Annotated in this window: 19 protein-coding genes; 13 read left to right on the top strand and 6 right to left on the bottom strand. The window is 71.1% G+C overall.

Going from position 1 to position 17919, the window contains the following annotated elements:
* Window positions 1–5 precede the first annotated feature (5 nt).
* The 10 genes from SROS_RS33085 (at window position 6) to SROS_RS33130 (ending at window position 6038) form a co-directional block, all read left to right on the top strand.
* On the top strand, window positions 6–1190 hold the full coding sequence (locus SROS_RS33085; RefSeq protein ID WP_012893291.1) for an SRPBCC family protein: 1185 nt from the start codon (window positions 6–8) through the stop codon (window positions 1188–1190).
* A 42-nt stretch (window positions 1191–1232) separates the two neighbouring features.
* On the top strand, window positions 1233–1646 hold the full coding sequence (gene gvpJ / locus SROS_RS33090; protein WP_012893292.1) for a gas vesicle protein GvpJ: 414 nt from the start codon (window positions 1233–1235) through the stop codon (window positions 1644–1646).
* Window position 1647: 1 nt separating this feature from the next.
* The gene (locus SROS_RS33095) at window positions 1648–2460 is read left to right on the top strand and encodes a GvpL/GvpF family gas vesicle protein (protein WP_012893293.1); all 813 of its coding nucleotides are present in this window, start codon (window positions 1648–1650) and stop codon (window positions 2458–2460) included.
* Between the two features lie 3 nt (window positions 2461–2463).
* Window positions 2464–2736 (top strand): gas vesicle protein GvpG, encoded by a 273-nt coding sequence (locus tag SROS_RS33100; RefSeq protein WP_012893294.1) that lies wholly within the window; start codon window positions 2464–2466, stop codon window positions 2734–2736.
* Window positions 2737–2740: 4 nt separating this feature from the next.
* On the top strand, window positions 2741–3181 hold the full coding sequence (locus tag SROS_RS48055) for a gas vesicle protein GvpO (RefSeq protein WP_012893295.1): 441 nt from the start codon (window positions 2741–2743) through the stop codon (window positions 3179–3181).
* Window position 3182: 1 nt separating this feature from the next.
* Window positions 3183–3719, top strand: a complete 537-nt coding sequence (locus tag SROS_RS53415) for a gas vesicle protein (protein WP_012893296.1) — start codon at window positions 3183–3185, stop codon at window positions 3717–3719.
* Complete coding sequence (locus tag SROS_RS33115) at window positions 3694–4515, top strand: GvpL/GvpF family gas vesicle protein (RefSeq protein WP_012893297.1); 822 nt, start codon at window positions 3694–3696, stop codon at window positions 4513–4515. The genes SROS_RS53415 and SROS_RS33115 overlap by 26 nt, the downstream gene beginning before the upstream one ends.
* Window positions 4505–4762 (top strand): gas vesicle protein, encoded by a 258-nt coding sequence (locus SROS_RS33120; RefSeq protein WP_012893298.1) that lies wholly within the window; start codon window positions 4505–4507, stop codon window positions 4760–4762. Before SROS_RS33115 ends, SROS_RS33120 begins: the two co-directional genes overlap by 11 nt.
* Before the next feature lie 10 nt (window positions 4763–4772).
* Window positions 4773–5084: a gas vesicle protein K gene (locus tag SROS_RS33125; RefSeq protein WP_043653397.1), complete on the top strand. Its 312-nt coding sequence runs from the start codon at window positions 4773–4775 to the stop codon at window positions 5082–5084.
* A 297-nt stretch (window positions 5085–5381) separates the two neighbouring features.
* Window positions 5382–6038, top strand: coding sequence for a LysE family translocator (locus SROS_RS33130; protein ID WP_012893300.1), 657 nt, complete (start codon window positions 5382–5384; stop codon window positions 6036–6038).
* A gap of 25 nt (window positions 6039–6063) precedes the next feature.
* On the opposite strand, the gene SROS_RS51345 is transcribed toward SROS_RS33130, so the two are convergent.
* Complete coding sequence (locus SROS_RS51345; RefSeq protein ID WP_012893301.1) at window positions 6064–6231, bottom strand: hypothetical protein; 168 nt, start codon at window positions 6229–6231, stop codon at window positions 6064–6066.
* 227 nt (window positions 6232–6458) lie between these two features.
* Here SROS_RS51345 and SROS_RS33135 point away from each other — a divergent pair, with 227 nt between their 5' ends.
* Entirely contained in the window at window positions 6459–8504 is a 2046-nt protein-coding gene (locus tag SROS_RS33135; RefSeq protein WP_245564355.1) for an ATP-binding protein, read from the top strand.
* On the opposite strand, the gene SROS_RS33140 is transcribed toward SROS_RS33135, so the two are convergent.
* Both SROS_RS33140 and SROS_RS54050 read right to left on the bottom strand, forming a co-directional pair.
* Window positions 8505–9497: a 4-epi-cubebol synthase gene (locus SROS_RS33140; RefSeq protein WP_012893303.1), complete on the bottom strand. Its 993-nt coding sequence runs from the start codon at window positions 9495–9497 to the stop codon at window positions 8505–8507.
* 70 nt (window positions 9498–9567) lie between these two features.
* On the bottom strand, window positions 9568–9960 hold the full coding sequence (locus SROS_RS54050) for an ankyrin repeat domain-containing protein (protein ID WP_012893304.1): 393 nt from the start codon (window positions 9958–9960) through the stop codon (window positions 9568–9570).
* A gap of 102 nt (window positions 9961–10062) precedes the next feature.
* Between SROS_RS54050 and SROS_RS33150 the strand changes: the two genes are divergently transcribed.
* Window positions 10063–10971: a proteasome assembly chaperone family protein gene (locus SROS_RS33150; RefSeq protein WP_012893305.1), complete on the top strand. Its 909-nt coding sequence runs from the start codon at window positions 10063–10065 to the stop codon at window positions 10969–10971.
* On the top strand, window positions 10964–12001 hold the full coding sequence (locus SROS_RS33155; RefSeq protein ID WP_012893306.1) for a Gfo/Idh/MocA family oxidoreductase: 1038 nt from the start codon (window positions 10964–10966) through the stop codon (window positions 11999–12001). The genes SROS_RS33150 and SROS_RS33155 overlap by 8 nt, the downstream gene beginning before the upstream one ends.
* Before the next feature lie 36 nt (window positions 12002–12037).
* Here SROS_RS33155 and SROS_RS33160 read toward each other — a convergent pair whose 3' ends face one another.
* The 3 genes from SROS_RS33160 to SROS_RS33170 all read right to left on the bottom strand — a co-directional run bounded on the left by SROS_RS33160 (window position 12038) and on the right by SROS_RS33170 (window position 17836).
* Entirely contained in the window at window positions 12038–12835 is a 798-nt protein-coding gene (locus tag SROS_RS33160; RefSeq protein WP_012893307.1) for a tyrosine-protein phosphatase, read from the bottom strand.
* A gap of 173 nt (window positions 12836–13008) precedes the next feature.
* A complete protein-coding gene (locus tag SROS_RS33165; protein WP_043653406.1) occupies window positions 13009–15474 on the bottom strand; it encodes a tetratricopeptide repeat protein in 2466 nt (821 codons plus the stop codon).
* A gap of 268 nt (window positions 15475–15742) precedes the next feature.
* Complete coding sequence (locus SROS_RS33170; RefSeq protein ID WP_043653409.1) at window positions 15743–17836, bottom strand: M6 family metalloprotease domain-containing protein; 2094 nt, start codon at window positions 17834–17836, stop codon at window positions 15743–15745.
* Window positions 17837–17919 lie beyond the last annotated feature (83 nt).

The following is a 17919-nucleotide window of genomic DNA, read 5'->3' on the forward strand; positions in this document are numbered from 1 at the left end:
GCTCGATGGCCGAAGGCTCCAAGGACCAGCCGGCACGCGAGAGCGAGCAGCTGCTCCCCATCGACCAGCTCACCCGGGAACTGCGCAACCTCGCCGAGGCGCTCGGTGAGCGGATCCTGTCGTCGGCGACCGAGAAGATCGGCGGCCTGACCAGCCGGCTGACCGACTACGCGCAGGGCGGCGGATCAGGCGGATCGGGCGGATCGGGCGCGTTGGGCCTCATAGGGTCGGTGATCGGATCGAAGCATCCCGTGGCCGCCGGGCTCAAGGGAGCGGCCAAGATGGCGGCCGGCGGCCTGATGCAGAAGATCACCGGAGGCGGCAAGGGCGGCAAGGGGAAGAAGCTCAAGCTCATAAACATCGTCGAGACGCTCGACATGGGCGCCCCCCGGAGACTCGTCTACGACCAGTGGACCCAGTTCCAGGATTTCCCCAGCTTCATGAAGAAGGTCGAAGGGGTCGACCAGCAGTCCGACGAGAAGACGACGTGGAAGGCGCAGGTCTTCTGGTCCCACCGGACCTGGGAGTCGACGATCGTCGAGCAGGTGCCGGACCAGCGGATCATCTGGCGCTCGAAGGGAGCCAAGGGCTACGTCGACGGCGCCGTGACCTTCCATGAGCTCTCCCCTGACATGACGCGGGTCCTGCTGGTGCTGGAATACCACCCGCAAGGCCTGTTCGAGCGCACCGGCAACATCTGGCGCGCCCAGGGCCGGCGGGCCCGCCTGGAGTTCAAGCACTTCCGGCGGCACGTCATGATGCAGGCGCTGCTCCATCCCGACGAGATCGAGGGCTGGCGCGGCGAGATACGCGACAGCAAGGTCGTCAAGGACCACGAGACCGCACTCCGCGAGGAGCAGGAGCAGGAGGAGCGCGAGAAGGGGCCCGAGGAGGAACCCGAGGAGCCCGGACGGGAAGAGGAGACGGCGGAGGAACTCGAAGGGGAACCCGAGGAGGGAGAACCCGAAGAGGGAGAGCCCGAGGAGGAGCCCGAGGAGGAGCGCGGGGAGACAGAGGAAGAGCCCGAGGAGGAGGAAGAGCCGGAGCCCGAGCCCGAGGAAGAGGAGCCCGAGGAGCCGGAGCAGAGAAGACGTCCGGTGCGTCGCCGGCGCCGTGAGGCGGAGGCGGAGGCGGACGACAGGCCGCCTCCACGCCCCGCCCGCCGCCGGGCCGCCGCCCGAGGCGCATGACCCGACTGCCGGAAAGCGGGCACAGAGCCGAGGAGACAGCGGATGACCATGGTGCAGCCTTCGGGTGGCGGGGCGAGCGGTCGTGGGTCCTCGTCGGGATTGGCCGACGTCATCGACACGATTCTCGACAAGGGCCTCGTCATCGACGCCTTCGTCAGAGTCTCCGTCGTCGGCATCGAGATCCTGACGATCGACGCGCGCATCGTCGTGGCCAGCGTCGACACCTACCTCCGCTTCGCGGAGGCCACGAACCGGCTGGATCTCACGCAGACCGGCGGAAAGGGCCTGCCGGAAGTCCTGCAGGACACGACACAGGGCGTGAGCAAGTCGAAGACCAAGGGGATCGCCCAGGGGGCGCTGGAAACGGCCGGAGAGAAACTGCGCGACATCATCGGCGAGCCCGAGGAAGAGGAAGAGCCGGCGCCCCGCAGACGGCGGCGGCGAGAGGAGGAGTGAGATGCCCGGCTCCACCGGAAAAACCAGGACCGCCGAGGCCGGGGAGACCGCCCGGCGTGACCAGGACAGCAATTCCTACGTCTACGGTGTCGTGCCGGCGGACGTCGAGCTGGATCCCGAGGCCCGCGGCGTGGGCGATCCACCCGGGCGGATAAGCCTGGTACGGCACGGCGAGATCGCCGCGCTGGTGAGCGACATCGTCCTGGACCGCCCGCTCGGCCGGCCGGACGACCTGCTGGCCCATCAGCGGCTGCTGGACGCCACCGCGGCCGAGGTGCCCGTGCTCCCGTTCCGCTTCGGGGCTGTGGTGTCCGACTCCGAGGCGGTCGTCGAGGAACTGCTGGGCCCCAACCACGACGACTTCCTCGCCGCCCTGAAAGAGCTGGAGGGACGGGCGGAGTACGTCGTCAAGGGCCGGTACGTCGAGCGGGTGGTGATCGGCGAGGTTCTCGCGGAGGACCCCGAGGCCACCCGGCTTCGCGAGGAGATCCGCGGCCGGCCGGAGGAGGCGACCTGGGACGCGCGGATCCAGCTCGGGCAGATGATCGGCGAGGCGGTCGCGGCCAAGCGCGACGCGGACACGGCCGCGCTGGTCGACGCCCTCGCTCCCAAGTGCGCCGGCGTCGTCGTGCGTGAGCCGACCCACGAGCAGGACGCCGTGCACGTGGCCGTCCTCGTGGACACCGACCGGCAGGCGGAGTTCGAGAAGATCCTGGACGAGTTCGGGGAGCGATGGGCGGGCCGGATCGATCTGCGCCTGCTCGGCCCGCTGGCGCCGTACGACTTCGTCATGGCACCGGGACAGGGGGGATGACAGATGGATCTGCTGGGTCTGACCATCGGCCTGCCGTTCGCGCCGATCCGCGCGCTCATCCGGATCGGAGAGCTGATACAGGAACAGGCCGAGCTCGAAATGCGGCACCCGGCGGCGGTCCGGCGCCGGCTGGAGGAGCTGGAGGAGGCCAGGCTCTCCGGCGAGATCTCCGAGGAGGAGGAGGCCCGGGCGACAGCGGAGATCCTCGAACAGATGGTGGTCCAGCCGGATCTCCCCGGCGCGGACGTGCCGCGGAGAAGCGGAGAGGGGGAGTGACCTCGTGCCCGTCAGCCGCAGAACCCATGACAAGCACGCGGACGTCTCCGACGACCTCTACGAGGACGAGGAGGCGCCGCTCGACGAGGAGGACGACGCCTTCGACGAGGGCGAGGACGAGGACGAGGACGTTCCCGCCGAGGACGAGGAGGAGGAGGCTTCCGGCACCCGCCCGCGCGCCCTCTCCGCGGTGACCGCCGGCCGGGTCGGGATTCGTCACATCGCCGAGCTGACCGGGCGCGAGGCCGAGGGCGTCGTCTTCGTGCAGCCCGAGCAGGACGGCTGGCGGGTCGGGATCGAGGTCGTCGAGGACCGCCGCGTCCCTTCCTCGGGCGACATCCTGGCGCTCTACGAGATCGACATGGACCGGAGGGGAGACCTGCTCTCGTACCGCAGGACGCGGCGCTACAAGCGCGGCAGAGGCGACGACGGCGAGGCGCACTGAGATGGCCGACCCCGTGCGCTCCGGTTCCCCGATGTCCCAGGGCTACGGCAGGCCGCCCGCCCGGCAGGGGTCGTCCACCAACCTCGGCGACATCCTGGAGCGGGTGCTCGACAGAGGCGTGGTGATCGTGGGAGACATCCGCGTGAACCTGCTGGACATCGAGCTGCTCACGATCAAGCTGCGGCTGCTGATCGCCTCGGTGGACACGGCCAGGGAGCTGGGCATCGACTGGTGGGAGCACGATCCGTGGCTCAGCTCGAAGGACCGTGACCTGGTCGAGGAGAACCGCCGGCTCCGCAAACGGCTCGTCGCCGCGGAGGGTGACCGGGGAGAGCTCTCGGACATGGACCGCAGAGAGCTGGAGGAGGGCCGGGACCGCCGGGCGGAGTCTCGCGACGAGGCGGGCGGCAGGGAACGCCGGGGCGGGCTCCGCGACGAGCGGGACGACCTCGACGACCGGGGCGAGCGCCGTACAGCCGAGCCCCGGCGGAGGACCGCCAGGAGGCGGGCGCGTGGAGCGGAGGACGACGGTGGCTGACTTCGGCACGTACGTCTACGCGGTCGCGCGCGAGGTGGGCCGTCCCCACCCGGCCGGCCTGACGGGGGTGGCCGGCACGCCCGTGTGGACGATCGAGCGCGCCGGGCTCGTCGCCTATGTGAGCACCGTGCCGCTGGACCAGTTCGGGGAGGAGCCGCTGCGGCGGTCCCTGGAGGACCTGGACTGGCTGGGGGGAACGGCCCGCGCCCACCACCACGTCGTGGAGGTCGTGGCGGAGACGGCCGCCACGGCGCCCATCCGGCTCGTGACCGTCTACAGCAGCCAGGAGCAGGTGGGCGAGCTGCTGGAACGGCGGCACGACGACTTCGTCACGCTGCTCTCCCACGTCACCGGGCGGAAGGAGTGGGGGGTGAAGGCATACGTGCGGCAGGCCGAGGAACCTCCCCGGGCGGACGACGGTGACGGACCGGAGGCGGACAGCCCCGGCATCGCCTACCTGAAACGCCGCCAGGCGAGCCTGCGCGGCCGGGAGGACACCTGGCGGCGTGCGGCCGCCCAGGCCGAGCGCATCCACACCGCGCTGGCGGCCGTCGCCGTCGCGAGCCGGCGTCACAGGCCCCAGGACCCGAGCCTGTCCGGCCGCGACGAGTGGATGGTGCTCAACGGCGCCTACCTCGTCGACGACGGGCGCGGCGACGAGTTCGCCGCCGTCCTCGACAGCCTCCGCGGGCGGGGGATCGACGTGGAGCTCACCGGCCCCTGGGCGCCCTACTCCTTCACCACCCTCGACCTCGACCTCGACACCGGTGATCCGGAGTCACGCGATGGCGCCTGAGGGTTCGCGAGGCGCCGCGCTGGCCGCGGAGGGGCGCCTTCCGCCCGAGCGGGTGGCACTCGTCGACCTGCTGGACAGGCTGCTGGCCGGCGGCGTCGTCGTCACCGGCGACCTCGTCCTCTCCATCGCCGACATCGACCTGGTGCGTGTCTCCCTGCGCGTGCTGATCACCTCTGTCAACGGGTCCTTCACGACCGAGCGGAAGAACGGCCATGAGAAGCACGGATATGAACCGGCCTGGGAGTGAGCCTCTCGCGGTGAGCGCCGCGGCGGCGCCGGACACGGCGCGTTCGGGCCGCTGGCGCGTCGATACCGACCCCGAGCGGGTCGAGCGGGACCTGACCTGTCTCGTCCTCACCCTCGTCGAGCTCGTACGCCAGCTGGTGGAGCGGCAGTGCGTGCGGCGGATGGACCAGGGAGACCTGTCCGACGAGCAGATCGAAACGCTGGGGCTGACCCTGATGCGCCTCGAAGAGGCCATGACGGAGCTGTGCGAGCGCTTCGACCTGTCCCCGTCCGACCTCAACCTCGACCTCGGCCCCCTGGGGACCCTTCTCCCCGTGGACTGATCGGGCCGTATCTCCCCGTGGACCGACCGGCCCGTGGACCGACCGGGCTCGCGGCGGCGGTCCGCCCGGCCGGCCGCGATCGCGCGGCTCCCCCAGGCACGTCCCGCGGCTCCCCGGGCACGGCCGGTGCTGTGACCGGGAAGGTTCACCGGGTCGCGGTGGTGGTGCCCGGACCGGTCGGATGTGGATCCTCAGCCCCGGACCTGCACGTGGAGGCACGGTGGCAGAGCCCGTCAGCTGCCATGTTCTGCGCAAAACGCGTTGAACAGGCAGTACGCGCACAAGCATGATGCACTCATGGACCTCAGCTCCTCTCTGCCCGCCTTCGTCCTCGCCGTGGTGCTGATCTCCGCCTCGCCGGGCCCGGCGATGGCGCTGATCCTGCGCCGCGCGGCCCTGCGCGGCTTCTCCGGCGCGGTGCCCACGGTGCTGGGCCTGGAGGCCGGCCTGTACCTGTGGGCGTTGCTCGCCGCCGCCGGGCTCGCCGCCCTGGTCGCCGCCTCGGAGGTAGCCTTCCTCGTCCTGCGCGTGGTGGGCGCGGCCTTCCTGCTGTACCTCGGGATCAAGACCTGGCGCTCGGCGTGGCGCAGCCGCGGAACGGGCGGAGCGGCCGAGGAGGTCGCTGCCGGGGAACCGGAGCGCGGCTCGGCGCTGACCTGGTGGAGGGCGTTCGGCGAGGGATCGGTGGTGATGCTGGCCAACCCGAAGGCCGCCGCCTTCATGATCGCGTTCTATCCGCAGTTCGTACCGGTCGACCGGCCGCTGTTCGCCACGACCGCGCTGCTCGCCGTGCTCCAGGTGGCCATCGAGACCGTCCTGTATCTGGCGCTGGCGGCCGCGGTCGGGCGGGCCGGGGCGTGGTTCCGCCGCCCGGTGATCCGGCGTCGGCTGGACGCGGTCAGCGGCACGGTCCTCGTCGCCCTGGGCCTGCGCATGGCTGCCGAGAGCCGCTGACGCGCCGGAGCCGAGCAGCGACGCCCTAGCCCCAGTGGGGCGGACGGTCCTCCAGGAACCGGGCGTCGTCGTCCGGCTCCCGCCAGTCGCCCCACCCCAGGTCGGTGTCGTCGCTGGTCTGGTCGGGCAGGATCGGCGGCCCGTCGTCGGAGAGGTCGACGGGGCGCAGGTCGTCAGGTTCATGCGATGTCACGCCTCCATGCTAGCCACCGTGACGGTGAGTCATTTCTCCATCGGGGACAAGGCGTGTCTCTCCCGCGGTGGAAAGCTCGCCGCCACAGCCCCGCAGCGCCAAGGACAGCCGAGGGGTCCGGCGGGTACGATGCGGAGGCAGTGTCAGCTACCCCCCGTGAGGCGGCCATGGCAACGCCATCAGGATGGCGGCGAGACGGCAATCTCCCCAACGAGCTAACCAGCTTCGTGGGACGCACCAGGTTGCTGACCACCCTCCGGCAGCGGCTCCGCGAGCACCGCCTGGTCACGGTGACCGGGATCGGCGGCGTCGGCAAGTCCCGCACGGCGCTGCGCATCGCGCACCTGATGCGCGGCCAGTTCAGGGACGGCGTGTGGTTCGCCGACCTGGCCCGGCTGCAGGACTCGGGGATGGTCAGGCACACGATCACCTCGGCGCTCGGGATCGCCGACCAGTCCTCCCGCTCGGCGAACGAGACGCTGGTCGAATGGCTGGGCGACCGCGAGATCCTGCTGATCATCGACACGTGCGAGCATCTGGTCGACGCCTGCGCCGCGCTCTTCGAGGAGCTGCTGAGCAGCGCCAGGGGCCTGACCATTCTGGCGACCAGCCGCCAGTCGCTGAACGCCAGGGGCGAGCACACGGTCACCATCCCGCCGCTGACCGTCCCCGGCGAGTCGCCCGGGGAAGACGTCTTCAGCAACGAGGCGGTGCAGCTGTTCACCGCGCGGGCGGGCGCGGTGGTGCCCAACTTCATGCTGGACGAGCAGAACATCGGCCCCGTGGCCGAGCTCTGCCGCCGCCTGGACGGCATCCCGCTCGCCATCGAGTTGGCCGCGGTCCGGATGCGGGCGCTGTCGGTGGAGCAGATCCTCGGACTGCTGGCCGACCGGTTCAGCCTGCTCGCCGGCGCCAGCCGTACGGCGCTGCCCCGCCACCAGACGCTGCGCGCCGCGATCGGCTGGAGCCACGAGCTGTGCGAGCCCGCGGAGCGGCTCCTGTGGGCCCGGCTGTCGGTCTTCGCCGGCGACTTCGAGCTGGACGCCGCCCGCTACGTCTGCTCCGGGGAGAGCCTGCCCGCCGAGGATGTCATGGACCTCGTCGCCAGCCTGGTGGAGAAGTCCATCCTGCTGAGCGACGGCACGCCCTCGGGGCACCGCTACCGGCTGATCGACACCCTGCGCCAGTACGGCGAGGAGTGGCTGGAGAAGCTCGGCGAGACCTCCGCCGTCCTGGAGCGGCACCGCGACTACTACCTGCAGCTCGCCACGAGGAGCGAGGACGCCTGGTCCGGTGCCCGCCAGGTCTACTGGTACATCCGGATGCGCCATGAGCACGACAACATCCGCGTGGCCCTGGACTACTGCCTGCGCAACCCCTCCGAGGTGCAGGCGGGGCTGAAGCTGCTGTCCTCCCTGTGGTTCATGTGGGTGGCCTGCGGGCTGGCCCGCGAGGGCAGGCTCTATCTGGAGAAGACCCTGGAGCTGAGCTCCCAGCCGACTCCGGAGCGGTGCAAGGCGCTGTGGGTGCTCTCCTACATCCACAGCGCGCAGGGCAACATCTCCGGCGCCGTCGAGGCTGCCGAGAAGTGCAGTTCGGACGCCGTCCGGGTGGGCGACTCCGGCGCGGTCATCCTGGCCACCAAGATGCTCGGCACGGCCGCGTTCCTCCAGGGCGACCTGCAGAAGGCCAGCGCGCTGCTCGGGTTCCACAAGAGCGGCCGGGAGCTCAACCCGGGACTGCTCCCCTCGATCGTCGAGCTGTCGATGGTGCTGCTCATGCAGAACGATCCGGCCGAGGCCGAGGTGCTGTTGCGCGACTGCATCGCGGTCTGCACCCAGCGCGGCGAGCTGTGGCTGCGCTCCTACGCCATCTACGCGCTGGCCAGCGTCCACCAGGCGATGGGCCGCGCCCCCGAGTCCATGGCCAACGCGCGCGAGGCACTCCGGCTCAAGCGCAACTTCCACGACGTGCTCGGCATCGGCCTGGCGATCGAGGTGGTGGCCAAGCAGGCGCTGGACGACGGGCAGCCGGTGCTCGCGGCCCGGCTGATGGGTGCCGGTCAGGCCAACTGGCGCACCTTCGGGATGCCCCAGATGAACTCGCCGTTCTTCAACGCCGAGCACGACCGGTGCGTCAAGGAGTGCAGGCGCGTCCTCGGCGACCAGGCGCACGATGAGGCGTTCGCGCAGGGCAAGAAGCTGAATCTGGAGGAGCTGATCGAGCTCGCACTCGGAGACCAGGAATCGGACGACCCGCTCCCCCAGATGTGATCACCGGATGGAGGGCTGCCGGGCCGTCCGCCAGGCGTCCGTGTAGCGGGAGCTGGTCAGCGAGTAGTCGACGCTGCCGCTGATCCAGAACTCCAGGCCGCGCACGTAGGCGAGCACCGCGTCCGAGCCGAGCGCCTCCAGCGAGGGGCGTACGGCCACCATGTCGGCGATGGCCTGGTTGCGCATCTCGCCGATCTCCTCCATCGCCTCCTGCCGGGAGTAGTGCCGGTGCTCGGCCAGCACGTTCACCAGGTTGTTGCGGGAGTTGCCGCTGTTGCTCTCCTTGGCGTAGGAGATGAGGTCGTTGTCCCAGACGACGACGTCGTTGGCACTCTCCGTGATCGCGCGCATTCCGGGGTGGCGCCACTCGTCGGCGCTCAGGCTGCGGCCGCTGGCGACGTCGATGAGGGCGAAGACCGTGAGCATGGCCCCGGTCCGCCGGCGCATGAAGATGTAGTCCTCCAGGGAGGGCACCACCTCGTCCTCCCGGTTGGCCGCCTCCCACACCTGGGCGAACAGGTAGTCCTTGGTGACGTTGCGCCACCGGTCGAGCTGCTCGTCGTCGCCGTAGGCCGCGATCCTGCCCTTGATCTCCAGCAGGGACTTGGCGAACACGTCGTCGACCTCGGAGCCGACGTCCAGATCCTCCAGGACGGCGTAGAGCTGCGGCAGTGCTCGCGCGATCTCCGCGGCGCGCCTGTCCGACTCGCAGAAGGCGTCATCGAAGGCGAACAGCCACACGCACCAGTCGCTCACCAGCCGGAGGGTGTGATGCTCGGCGTAGGGATATGTCCGGGCGGACAACCATCCGTACTTCGCCTGTCTGTAGCGCTCCACCGTCTCTGCGTCATCCAGCATTTCCGAGTCGATGAGCCATTCGAGGGTCTCTTTGTCGACCTGCTCGACATAGGGATTGACTTCACTCGGGAAGGGACAGGGAAGCGGAGGCAGGCGGAGGGGCCGATCGAACTTGTGCGTAGTAGTAGTTCCCACCCGTCAAGGATGGCCTAACCCTGAGTGATTTCATATATATCTGAAAGTAATGACACGTCCTGAATAAGGGTTAATGTCCGAACCATTTGAGGTACTCATCCTGGCCGAACATCCGGGCCGCGTCCGTCGCCGAAGGGCTCCCCGCGTCCGGATCCGCGCCCGCCTCCAGGAGGGCGCGGACCACCTCGGGCTCCTTTTTGAAGACCGCGCCGGAGAGCGGCGTCTGCCCCCGGTCGTTGGCCCGCCCCGGGTCCGCGCCCAGCGCGGTCAGCGCCCGGACCGTCTCCGCATGGCCGTGGTAGGCGGCGAGCATCAGCAACGTGTCGCCCCGATCGTTGCACAGGTCGGCCGGGACCCCGGCCTCGACATACGCGCGGAGCTGCTCGGTCTGCCCGGTCCTGGCCAGGTCGAACAGGCGGGTCGCGAACTCCTCGAGCTCCGGGTCAGGCTGCATGGGATCCATTGTGCCCCGATAGGGTGCCCAGTGATCGCCGCGGGTAGGCGGAATTCACCGGGCACCCCACGGGTTCATGAGAAGAGACGACCGACGAAAGGCTGGAACACGGTGTTCGACCCGACGGATCTCTACCGGCTCAGCGGAGACGTCCCTGAGCTGACCGATCCGGTGCTGCTCTACCACTTCGACGGGTTCGTGGACGCGGGTGGCGCCGGACGGCTCGCCATCGGCCACCTGCTCGGCGAGCTGGAGCACCGGGTCGTCGCGACCTTTGACGTGGACCGCCTGCTCGACTACCGGTCCCGGCGGCCGATCATGACCTTCGACACCGACCGGTGGGTGAGCGTGGAGAGCCCCGAGATCGCCCTCCACCTGGTCCAGGACTCCACGGGCACGCCGTTCCTGCTGCTCACCGGCCCCGAGCCGGACCGCGAGTGGGAGCTGTTCACCGCCGCCCTCGGCACGCTGGCCACCCGGCTGAAGGTGAGCAAGCTGGTCACCACCCACGGCATCCCGATGGCCGTCCCGCACACCCGCCCACTGGGCGTCACCGGTCACGCCACCCGCCCCGAGCTCGTCACCGGCCAGACCAGCGCCTTCGGCAAGGTCCAGGTGCCCGGCAGCGTGGCCGCCCTGATCGAGTTCCGGCTCGGCGCCGAGGGCCACGACGCCCTCGGCTACGCCGTGCACGTCCCGCACTACCTGGCCCAGGCGGAGTATCCCGCGGCGGCGGTGACCGCCCTGGAGGCGGTGACCAGGAGCACCGGGCTGGTGTTCCCGCTGGAGAGCCTGCGCGAGGCCGCGCGGAGCACCGACACCGAGATCGCCGAGCAGATCGAGGCCTCCGACGAGCTGTCCACCGCGATCACCGGCCTCGAACAGCAGTACGACGCGTTCGCCGCCGGGTCCAAGCGCGAGAACCTGATGGCGGAGCCCTCCGAGATGCCCACCGGCGACGAGCTCGCCGCCCAGTTCGAGGCCTTCCTCGCCGAGCGTGACGAGCAGCGCGGTGACTGACCTGCGCGTCGGCCTCATCGGGTACGGCGTGGCCGGGGCGTTCTTCCACGCCCCGCTGATCGCCGCGACCCCGGGGCTGAGCCTGTCGGCCGTGGTGACCGGCAACCCCGGGCGCGCGGCCGAGGTGCGGGAGAAGTACGGCGCGCGGGCGGTGGGCGACGCCGCCGAGCTGTGGGACTCCAGTGACCTGATCGTGGTCGCCTCCCCCAACCGCACCCACGTCCCGCTGGCCGAGGCCGCCCTGAAGGCGGGCCTGCCCGTGGTGGTGGACAAGCCGCTGGCGGCGACGGCGGCACAGGCCCGCGCCCTGGTACGGCTGGCGGGCGAGCTGGGCCTGATGCTGACCGTGTTCCAGAACCGTCGCTGGGACGGCGACTTCCTGACGGCCGAGCGGCTGGTCTCCTCCGGGGAGCTCGGCACCGTGAGCCGGCTGGAGTCGCGGTTCGAACGCTGGCGCCCCATCCCCAAGGGCGGCTGGCGCGAGCTCGGCGGCGCCGAGGAGATCGGCGGCCTCCTCTACGACCTCGGCAGCCATCTGGTCGACCAGGCCCTGCGCCTGCTCGGCCCGGTCACCCACGTCTACGCCGAGTCCGACATCCGCCGTCCCGGGGTCGCCTCCGACGACGACACCTTCATCGCCCTGACCCATGCCGGCGGTGCCCGCTCCCACCTGTGGGCCGGCGCGGTCGCGCCCCGGCTCGGTCCCCGCTTCCGGATCCTGGGCTCGGAGGCCGGCTACGTGAAACACGGCCTGGACGTCCAGGAGGACCGGCTGCGCGCCGGTCTCACCCCGGACTCCCCGGGTTTCGGTGAGGAGCCTCGGGAGCGGTGGGGCACCCTGGGCACCGACGAGGCCAACCACCCCGTCCGCACCGAACCGGGCGCCTACGCCGACTTCTACAGGGCGGTGGCGGCGAGCCTGCGTGACGGCGCCCCGCCGCCGGTCGACCCCGCAGAGGTGATCGAGGCCCTCACCGTCCTGGAGGCCGCCCGCCGGTCGGCCGCAGAGCACCGGGTCGTCGCCCTCTGAGACCCGCGAGGGACCGGGGGTCCCTCGCGGGCGATGTCAGTCGCGCAGGCGGGAACGGAGCGACCGGGAGTCGGCCTCGGTCCAGCCCTGGGAGGCGAGCCACGGCAGGGGCCCGCCGAAACGGTCGTCGAGGACGCGGAGGAACTGCTCGATGTACTCCGGGCGCGGCCGGTGGTCGTCGGCCGGGCGGGAGTCGAGGTCGTCGCGGTAGGTCGCGCTGGAGCGCAGGCGGGCCAGGATGCCCTCCAGGCGCTCACCGGTGGCGGTGTAGTCGGCGACGATCGCCTCCCGGGTGGCCCCGGCGACTTCGAGGGCCAGGGCGCAGACGACGCCGGTGCGGTCCTTGCCCGCCGCGCAGTGCACGACGGCGGCGCCGTCGTCGCGGGCCATGGCGCGCAGGGCGGCCAGCACCGAGTCCGGACGGTCGCGCAGGTAGGCGTAGTAGAAGCCGGTCACCCTGAGCTCGGCGAGATCCTCCTCGACCCGCTCCTGCCAGGGCAGCACCTTGTCGGCGTCGATCGTGTCGGCCTCGACGTCGGTGTGCCTGCCCCCCTCGGCGAACAGGGTGTGGTGGTGGATGCTCACCTCCGGCACGGCCATGAGCGGCCCGGGGCCCTCCAGGGACACCTCGGCGCCGGAGCGCAGGTCGACGACGTGACGGAGCTTCAGCTCTCCGACGAGCAGCTCGATGTCGTGCTCGGTCAGTCCCTGCAGGTTGTCCGACCGGTACAGCCGGCCGGGGCGCGTGGTCCCGCCGTCCACCGTGGCGAGCCCGCCGAGGTCGCGAACGTTGACGGCACCTTCAAGATCAATCCATCGCGTGAAGTCGTTCATCACTCACGAGCCTATACGGCGAGGTATGTCCGCGCAGTTAACGCCAGGTGCTCATTGCCGCAACGGCGACACCCCCACACCGCGCGGGCCCACGGCTGAGGACGGACGCCCGGATGCTCGCTGCCGCAACGGCGACGCCCCCGCCGGGGGCACGAGGACGCGGCCGGTCCGGCTCACTCCCCCGCGCGGCGCAGGAGTTCGAGGGTGCGGCCCATCCCGGCCTGGTTGCCCAGGCTCCGGTAGATGTCCTGGGCCTGCCTGAGCGGGGGGAGCGCCGCCTCCTGGTCACCCGCCTCCAGATGCGCCTCGCCGAGGTAGCGCAGGCTCCGGGCCATCCACCAGCGGTCACCCAGCTCCTCGAAGGCGTGCACGGCCCGCTCCAGCGACTCCCGCGCCTCCCGGGTACGGCCCAGCCGGCTGTGTGCGCGTCCCGCCGACAGCTCGCTCCGGGCCACGCCCCAGGAGTCGCCGAGGGCGGCCAGCATCTCCGTGGCCCGCCGTACGTAGGCCAGTTCGCGGAGTCCGTCGGCGGGATTGCCGACCTCACCGGCCGCGCGCAGGCACCTGGCCTCCTCCCAGAGCTCGCCTCTGAGCCGGAACGTCTCCGCCGCCCGGTCCAGGCTGAACCCGGCCCGCGTGAAGTCCTCCGCGGCGGCCCTGGTCTCCCCCTGGGCGTGCAGCGTCCGCGCGGTCGCGCCGAGCACTTCCCCGTAGGCGCGCAGGGTCTGCGCCTCGGAGTAGCGGTTACGGTCGTACTTGAAGACCTCCAGGGCGTCCTCCAGCAGCTTCCTGGCCTGCTCGGGCCTGCGCTGGGCGAGCCGGAGCTCGGCCAGGTTGCGCTGCGTCCTGGCCGACCACCAGCGGTCGCCCTCCCCCTTGAAGGCCGTGATCGCCTCGATGAGGTAGCCCTGGCCCGGGTCGAGGTTGCCGTCGCTGAACAGGGCCATGCCGACCGCCCGCATCGCCCGCGCGGACCACCACGACTCGCCCAGGTCGGTGAAGATCTCCAGCGCGCGCTCGGCGTCCGCCCTGGCGACCTGGTGGCTGCCCTGCCCGCCGCTCACCGCCGCCCGGTCCAGCAGCGCGATGCCCAGGGCCCGCCGGTCGTCCATGTGGGCCGCGGCCTCGCACACGATCTCGGCGACCGCCCGCCAGTCGGACCAGTAGGCCCGCAGGGAGTGGCAGAGCGAGCAGAAGGCGCGGCCCAGGCCCCAGGCCAGATCCCACATCTCCAAGGCGCGGGCCTGGTGGATCATGGCGACCAGGGTCCGCCGCTCGGCGTTGAGCCAGTCGGCCGCCGACGCCTGGGCGACCGTCGTGGTCGCCGGGTCGGCGTTCCTGCCGCTGCGGCCCCAGTCCTGGGGCCAGCGGGCCATGGCCGCGGTCTCGGCTCGGCGCCGGTAGCCGGACAGGACCCGCTCGATGGCCGCCCTGCGGTGACCGTCGTCCTCGTCGGAGACGGCCAGCTCGCGGGCGAAGATGCGGACCAGGTCGTGCAGCCGGTAGCGCATCACGCCGGAGAAGTCGATGCCCGAGCACTCGGCGAGCTGGGTGTCGATGAGCGCCTCAAGCTGGTCGGCCCCGTCCAGCTCGGAGGTGGCCAGCAGCTCCCCCGCCACCCAGCCGGGCATGTCGGGGGCGGTGAGGAGGCTGAGCAGGCGCAGCAGCCGGCGCTGGAGGCCGGTGCAGTCGTCGTAGCTGAGCTGGAGCGAGGCGCGCACGCTCTTGTCGAGCCTGCGGGCGAGTTCGAGGTGGTCCAGGCGGCGGCGCTCGTCCCTCAGCCGGTCGGCGAGCTCGCGCAGGGTCCAGTTCTCCCGGGTCGCCAGGCGGCCGCCGCAGATGCTGATGGCCAGCGGCAGGTGGTCGCACATCCGGACGATCTCCTGGGCCGACTCCAGGTCGGCGGCGACCCGGTCGTCCCCGGCCAGCCGGGCCAGCAGTTCCACGCCCTGCGCCTCGCTGAACACCGAGAGCTGCTTGTCGTAGGTGTTGAGCAGGAACAGCGGCTGCCGTGATGTGATCATGACCGCGCAGCCCGGCTCGGCCGGGATCAGGTCCTTGACCTGGTCTCCGTCCTGGGCGTTGTCCAGGCCGATCAGGATGCGCTTGCCCTTGGTCCAGGTCAGCCAGAGCTTGCGCAGTTCGGCCGGGCCGCCGGGGTCGGTGGTGAGCCGCACCCCCAGCGCCCGCAGGAAGCCGATCAGCACCTCCTCGGCCTGGATCGGCGCCTCCACCGCGCCGCGCAGGTCGGCGTAGAGGCGCCCGTCGGGGAAGCGGTCGGCGACCTCGTGCCCGAACCTGGCGATGAGCATGGACTTGCCCACCCCGCCTCTGCCGTACACCGAGACGACCAGCGGCGAGTTGTCCCCGTCGCGGCCACGGGAGCGTTGGTGCCCGGCGAACACCCGGCGCAGCTCGGCCAGCGACTCGGTCCGCCCGGTGAAGTGCGCGGAGACCGGGGGCCACTGGTCGGGCGGGCGCCAGGACGGGCCGTCTCCCGCTGCGGGCTTCTCCGCCCGGGTGCCGGCGGTCGCCCAGGTGAGCAGGCCGACCAGGAGGGCGGCGAGCACGGTGACGCCGACCTTGGCCTCGGTGGGCAGGTCCCAGACGTCCAGCGACGTGGCCAGGATGCTGGCCACCGCGGCGGCGATTCCCGCGGCGGCGGGGGCCGCCAGCGAGATCGACCGCCTCGACGGTCGGGAACCACGACGATCAGGCACGTTTGACGGCCCGGGCATCCACACCCTCCGGAAAGAACCGCGGCACGCCCGCGGCCCCCCGACCCAGCCGACGTGTTGTCTCAAGATTGATTCAACCAGATGCCCGGCCGGCGGTGACGGGGTACGGCGGCCCGCCGCACCCCGTCACGCCCTTCCGGGACTCCTGCGGCCTTCCGGCCGGGGCCCTCTACAGGCCGATCACGTGACAGGTGGCCTTGGCGGTCTTGGACGGGTCGCTCTCGGAGGTGGCCGTCAGCGTGACCTTGGCCAGCCGGCTGCCTCCGGAGGCACGCTGGGCCTTGACGCCCACCAGCGCCTGCTTGCCGAAGTCCACGCCGGCGAGCCGGTTGGGCACCGAGGCCGTCCAGCCGTTGCCCTCGACGGTGGCCGACAGCCGGTAGACGTCACTCTTGAGGTAGGCGCTCACGTCCTCGGGGTGCTGCCCCTGGGCGGGGGCGGACCTGCCGGTGTTGAACAGCGGGAACTTGCAGAAGGACAGGCCCTTGCCGTCGGGGATCCCGGCGGCGGGCAGCAGCTTCACACCGCGCTTCTGCGGCCCGGCGCCGTCCAGGGAGCGGACGGCCACCGTGTAGGACAGCACGCCCTTGCGGTCGCGCTGCAGGTCGAGGACGTAGAAGTGGAGCCTGTTGGCCTCGTCCACGTACTCGAACTCGGCCCCGGAGTCGGCGCCCGCGTGGAACAGGGCGTCCGACAGCTGGCGGTAGTCGCCGATCGTGATGGGCACGGCGGTGCCGTCGGGCAGGACGTAGTCGGTCATGCCGATGTCCTGCGGGTTGGCGTCGACGACCCACTCGAAGGGCGCGCGGTCCTGGTTCTTGGTCTTGGCCAGCAGCACGCCGGAGTCGGGGGTGAAGGAGTCGGCGCCCATCCGGTCGACGACCTCGACGGTGTAGTTGTCGTAGCCGCCGCCGTCGCAGAACGGGTCGGTGGCGATGGCGCAGGCGGGGCTGCGGTCGCCGTCGCCGAAGGCGATGTTGACCCCGGACAGGCCGGTCGGTCCCGGCTGGACCACCCGGGCCGTCACCTTGGCCACGACGAGACCGGAGTCGGCCAGCGCCTCGCGGGACAGGCGCAGCACGTTCTGCTCGTCCACCATCTCAAGCTTGATCTTGTTGCGGAGCATGTGCTGGGCGCCCATGGAACCGCCTCCGGTGGGCGGGATCATCCAGCGGCTGTGCGGGCCGCCCGGGCCGTTGAAGCTGCCCCGGCTGAGCATCTCCCAGATACCGGTGTAGGCCCGGCGCGGCGGCACCCCGAACGGGTTGTTGTAGTTGTCTCCGATGCCGAGGATGTGGCTGAGCTCGTGGGCGTAGACGCCCTGGCCCGAGCTCTCGGCCTGGGTGGACGATCCGCCTCCGGCGTTGGGCCAGATGGAGGAGGCCGAGGCCCAGGAGGTCCACTCCACGTACCGGGTGTTCGCCCAGTTGGGCAGTGCGGGGTCCGGCGGGCCGAAGTCGTCGGTCACCGCCTCCTTGGCCGGGAACTTGATCGGCCCGAACTCCTGCCAGGTGGCCGACTCGTCCTGGCCGGCGCTCAGGAAGAAGACGAAGTCGAACCCCGCGGGGATCTCGGGGCCCTCGGCGCCGACCCACGCGGCCCGCCCGTCGGTCCTGATGTTCTTGTTGCAGCTGTCGCCCGCCGGGCAGCCGGTCCCCGCCTGGAACTCCATGGCGTACTCGTGGGACTTGCCCGGCATCTGGTACGGGCCGAAGGCGGTCAGGTCGACGCCGTAACGGCCCCCGGAGTCCTCCATCCAGTACTCGTGGATGGTGTGGCCGCGGTTGAGCTGGTTGGGAGTGTTGAGGAAGTCCTTGTAGAACCCGGCGACCTGCTCGCGCGGGATGTCGTGGGCCTCGGCGCTGGGGTTCTTGAAGACCGTCGACCCCTGGGGCTGGGTGACCACGAACGGCTGGTTGGGGTAGTCGAGCAGGACCAGCGCGCCGCGGAAGGTGCGCTTGGAACCCTTGACCGCGGGATCGGCCCAGTTGGTGCCCGGCGGCTTCTTGTAGTCGGCCCACGTCATGTGGTCCGGGTTCTTCCAGTTCTGCGGGTCGATCGGGGCCGGGGCGCCGGGCTTGGCGCGCAGCGTGGCCGCGGGTTCGTCCTGCTGCCAGGGCTGGGTCTGGGGCCAGTGGTCCAGTCGCCAGGGATGCTCGGGCGCGGGAGAGGGGTCGGCGGAGGCGGGGACGGAGGCGATGCCGATCGGGATCAGCACCACCGCTGCGATCAGTGCTTTCAGTAACCTGGGGGGTCGAGTCACGACAAATGACGCTATAGATCGCTTTCGCAGCGATCAATCATCTTCTGTAGGAAGGTCATCTGTCAGGTGTAGGAAAACGCGCC

It is taken from the genome of Streptosporangium roseum DSM 43021, assembly GCF_000024865.1.
GTDB lineage: Bacteria > Actinomycetota > Actinomycetes > Streptosporangiales > Streptosporangiaceae > Streptosporangium > Streptosporangium roseum.

Excerpts from the sequence above, each read along its gene's own strand:
- SROS_RS54050 (WP_012893304.1), bottom strand. The coding sequence starts at position 9,960 with ATGGATCCCATGCAGCCTGACCCGGAGCTCGAGGAGTTCGCGACCCGC.
- SROS_RS33160 (WP_012893307.1), bottom strand. The coding sequence starts at position 12,835 with ATGAACGACTTCACGCGATGGATTGATCTTGAAGGTGCCGTCAACGTT.
- SROS_RS33100 (WP_012893294.1), top strand. The coding sequence starts at position 2,464 with ATGGATCTGCTGGGTCTGACCATCGGCCTGCCGTTCGCGCCGATCCGC.
- SROS_RS33095 (WP_012893293.1), top strand. The coding sequence starts at position 1,648 with ATGCCCGGCTCCACCGGAAAAACCAGGACCGCCGAGGCCGGGGAGACC.
- SROS_RS33085 (WP_012893291.1), top strand. The coding sequence starts at position 6 with ATGGCCGAAGGCTCCAAGGACCAGCCGGCACGCGAGAGCGAGCAGCTG.
- SROS_RS33130 (WP_012893300.1), top strand. The coding sequence starts at position 5,382 with ATGGACCTCAGCTCCTCTCTGCCCGCCTTCGTCCTCGCCGTGGTGCTG.
- SROS_RS33120 (WP_012893298.1), top strand. The coding sequence starts at position 4,505 with ATGGCGCCTGAGGGTTCGCGAGGCGCCGCGCTGGCCGCGGAGGGGCGC.
- gvpJ (WP_012893292.1), top strand. The coding sequence starts at position 1,233 with ATGACCATGGTGCAGCCTTCGGGTGGCGGGGCGAGCGGTCGTGGGTCC.
- SROS_RS53415 (WP_012893296.1), top strand. The coding sequence starts at position 3,183 with ATGGCCGACCCCGTGCGCTCCGGTTCCCCGATGTCCCAGGGCTACGGC.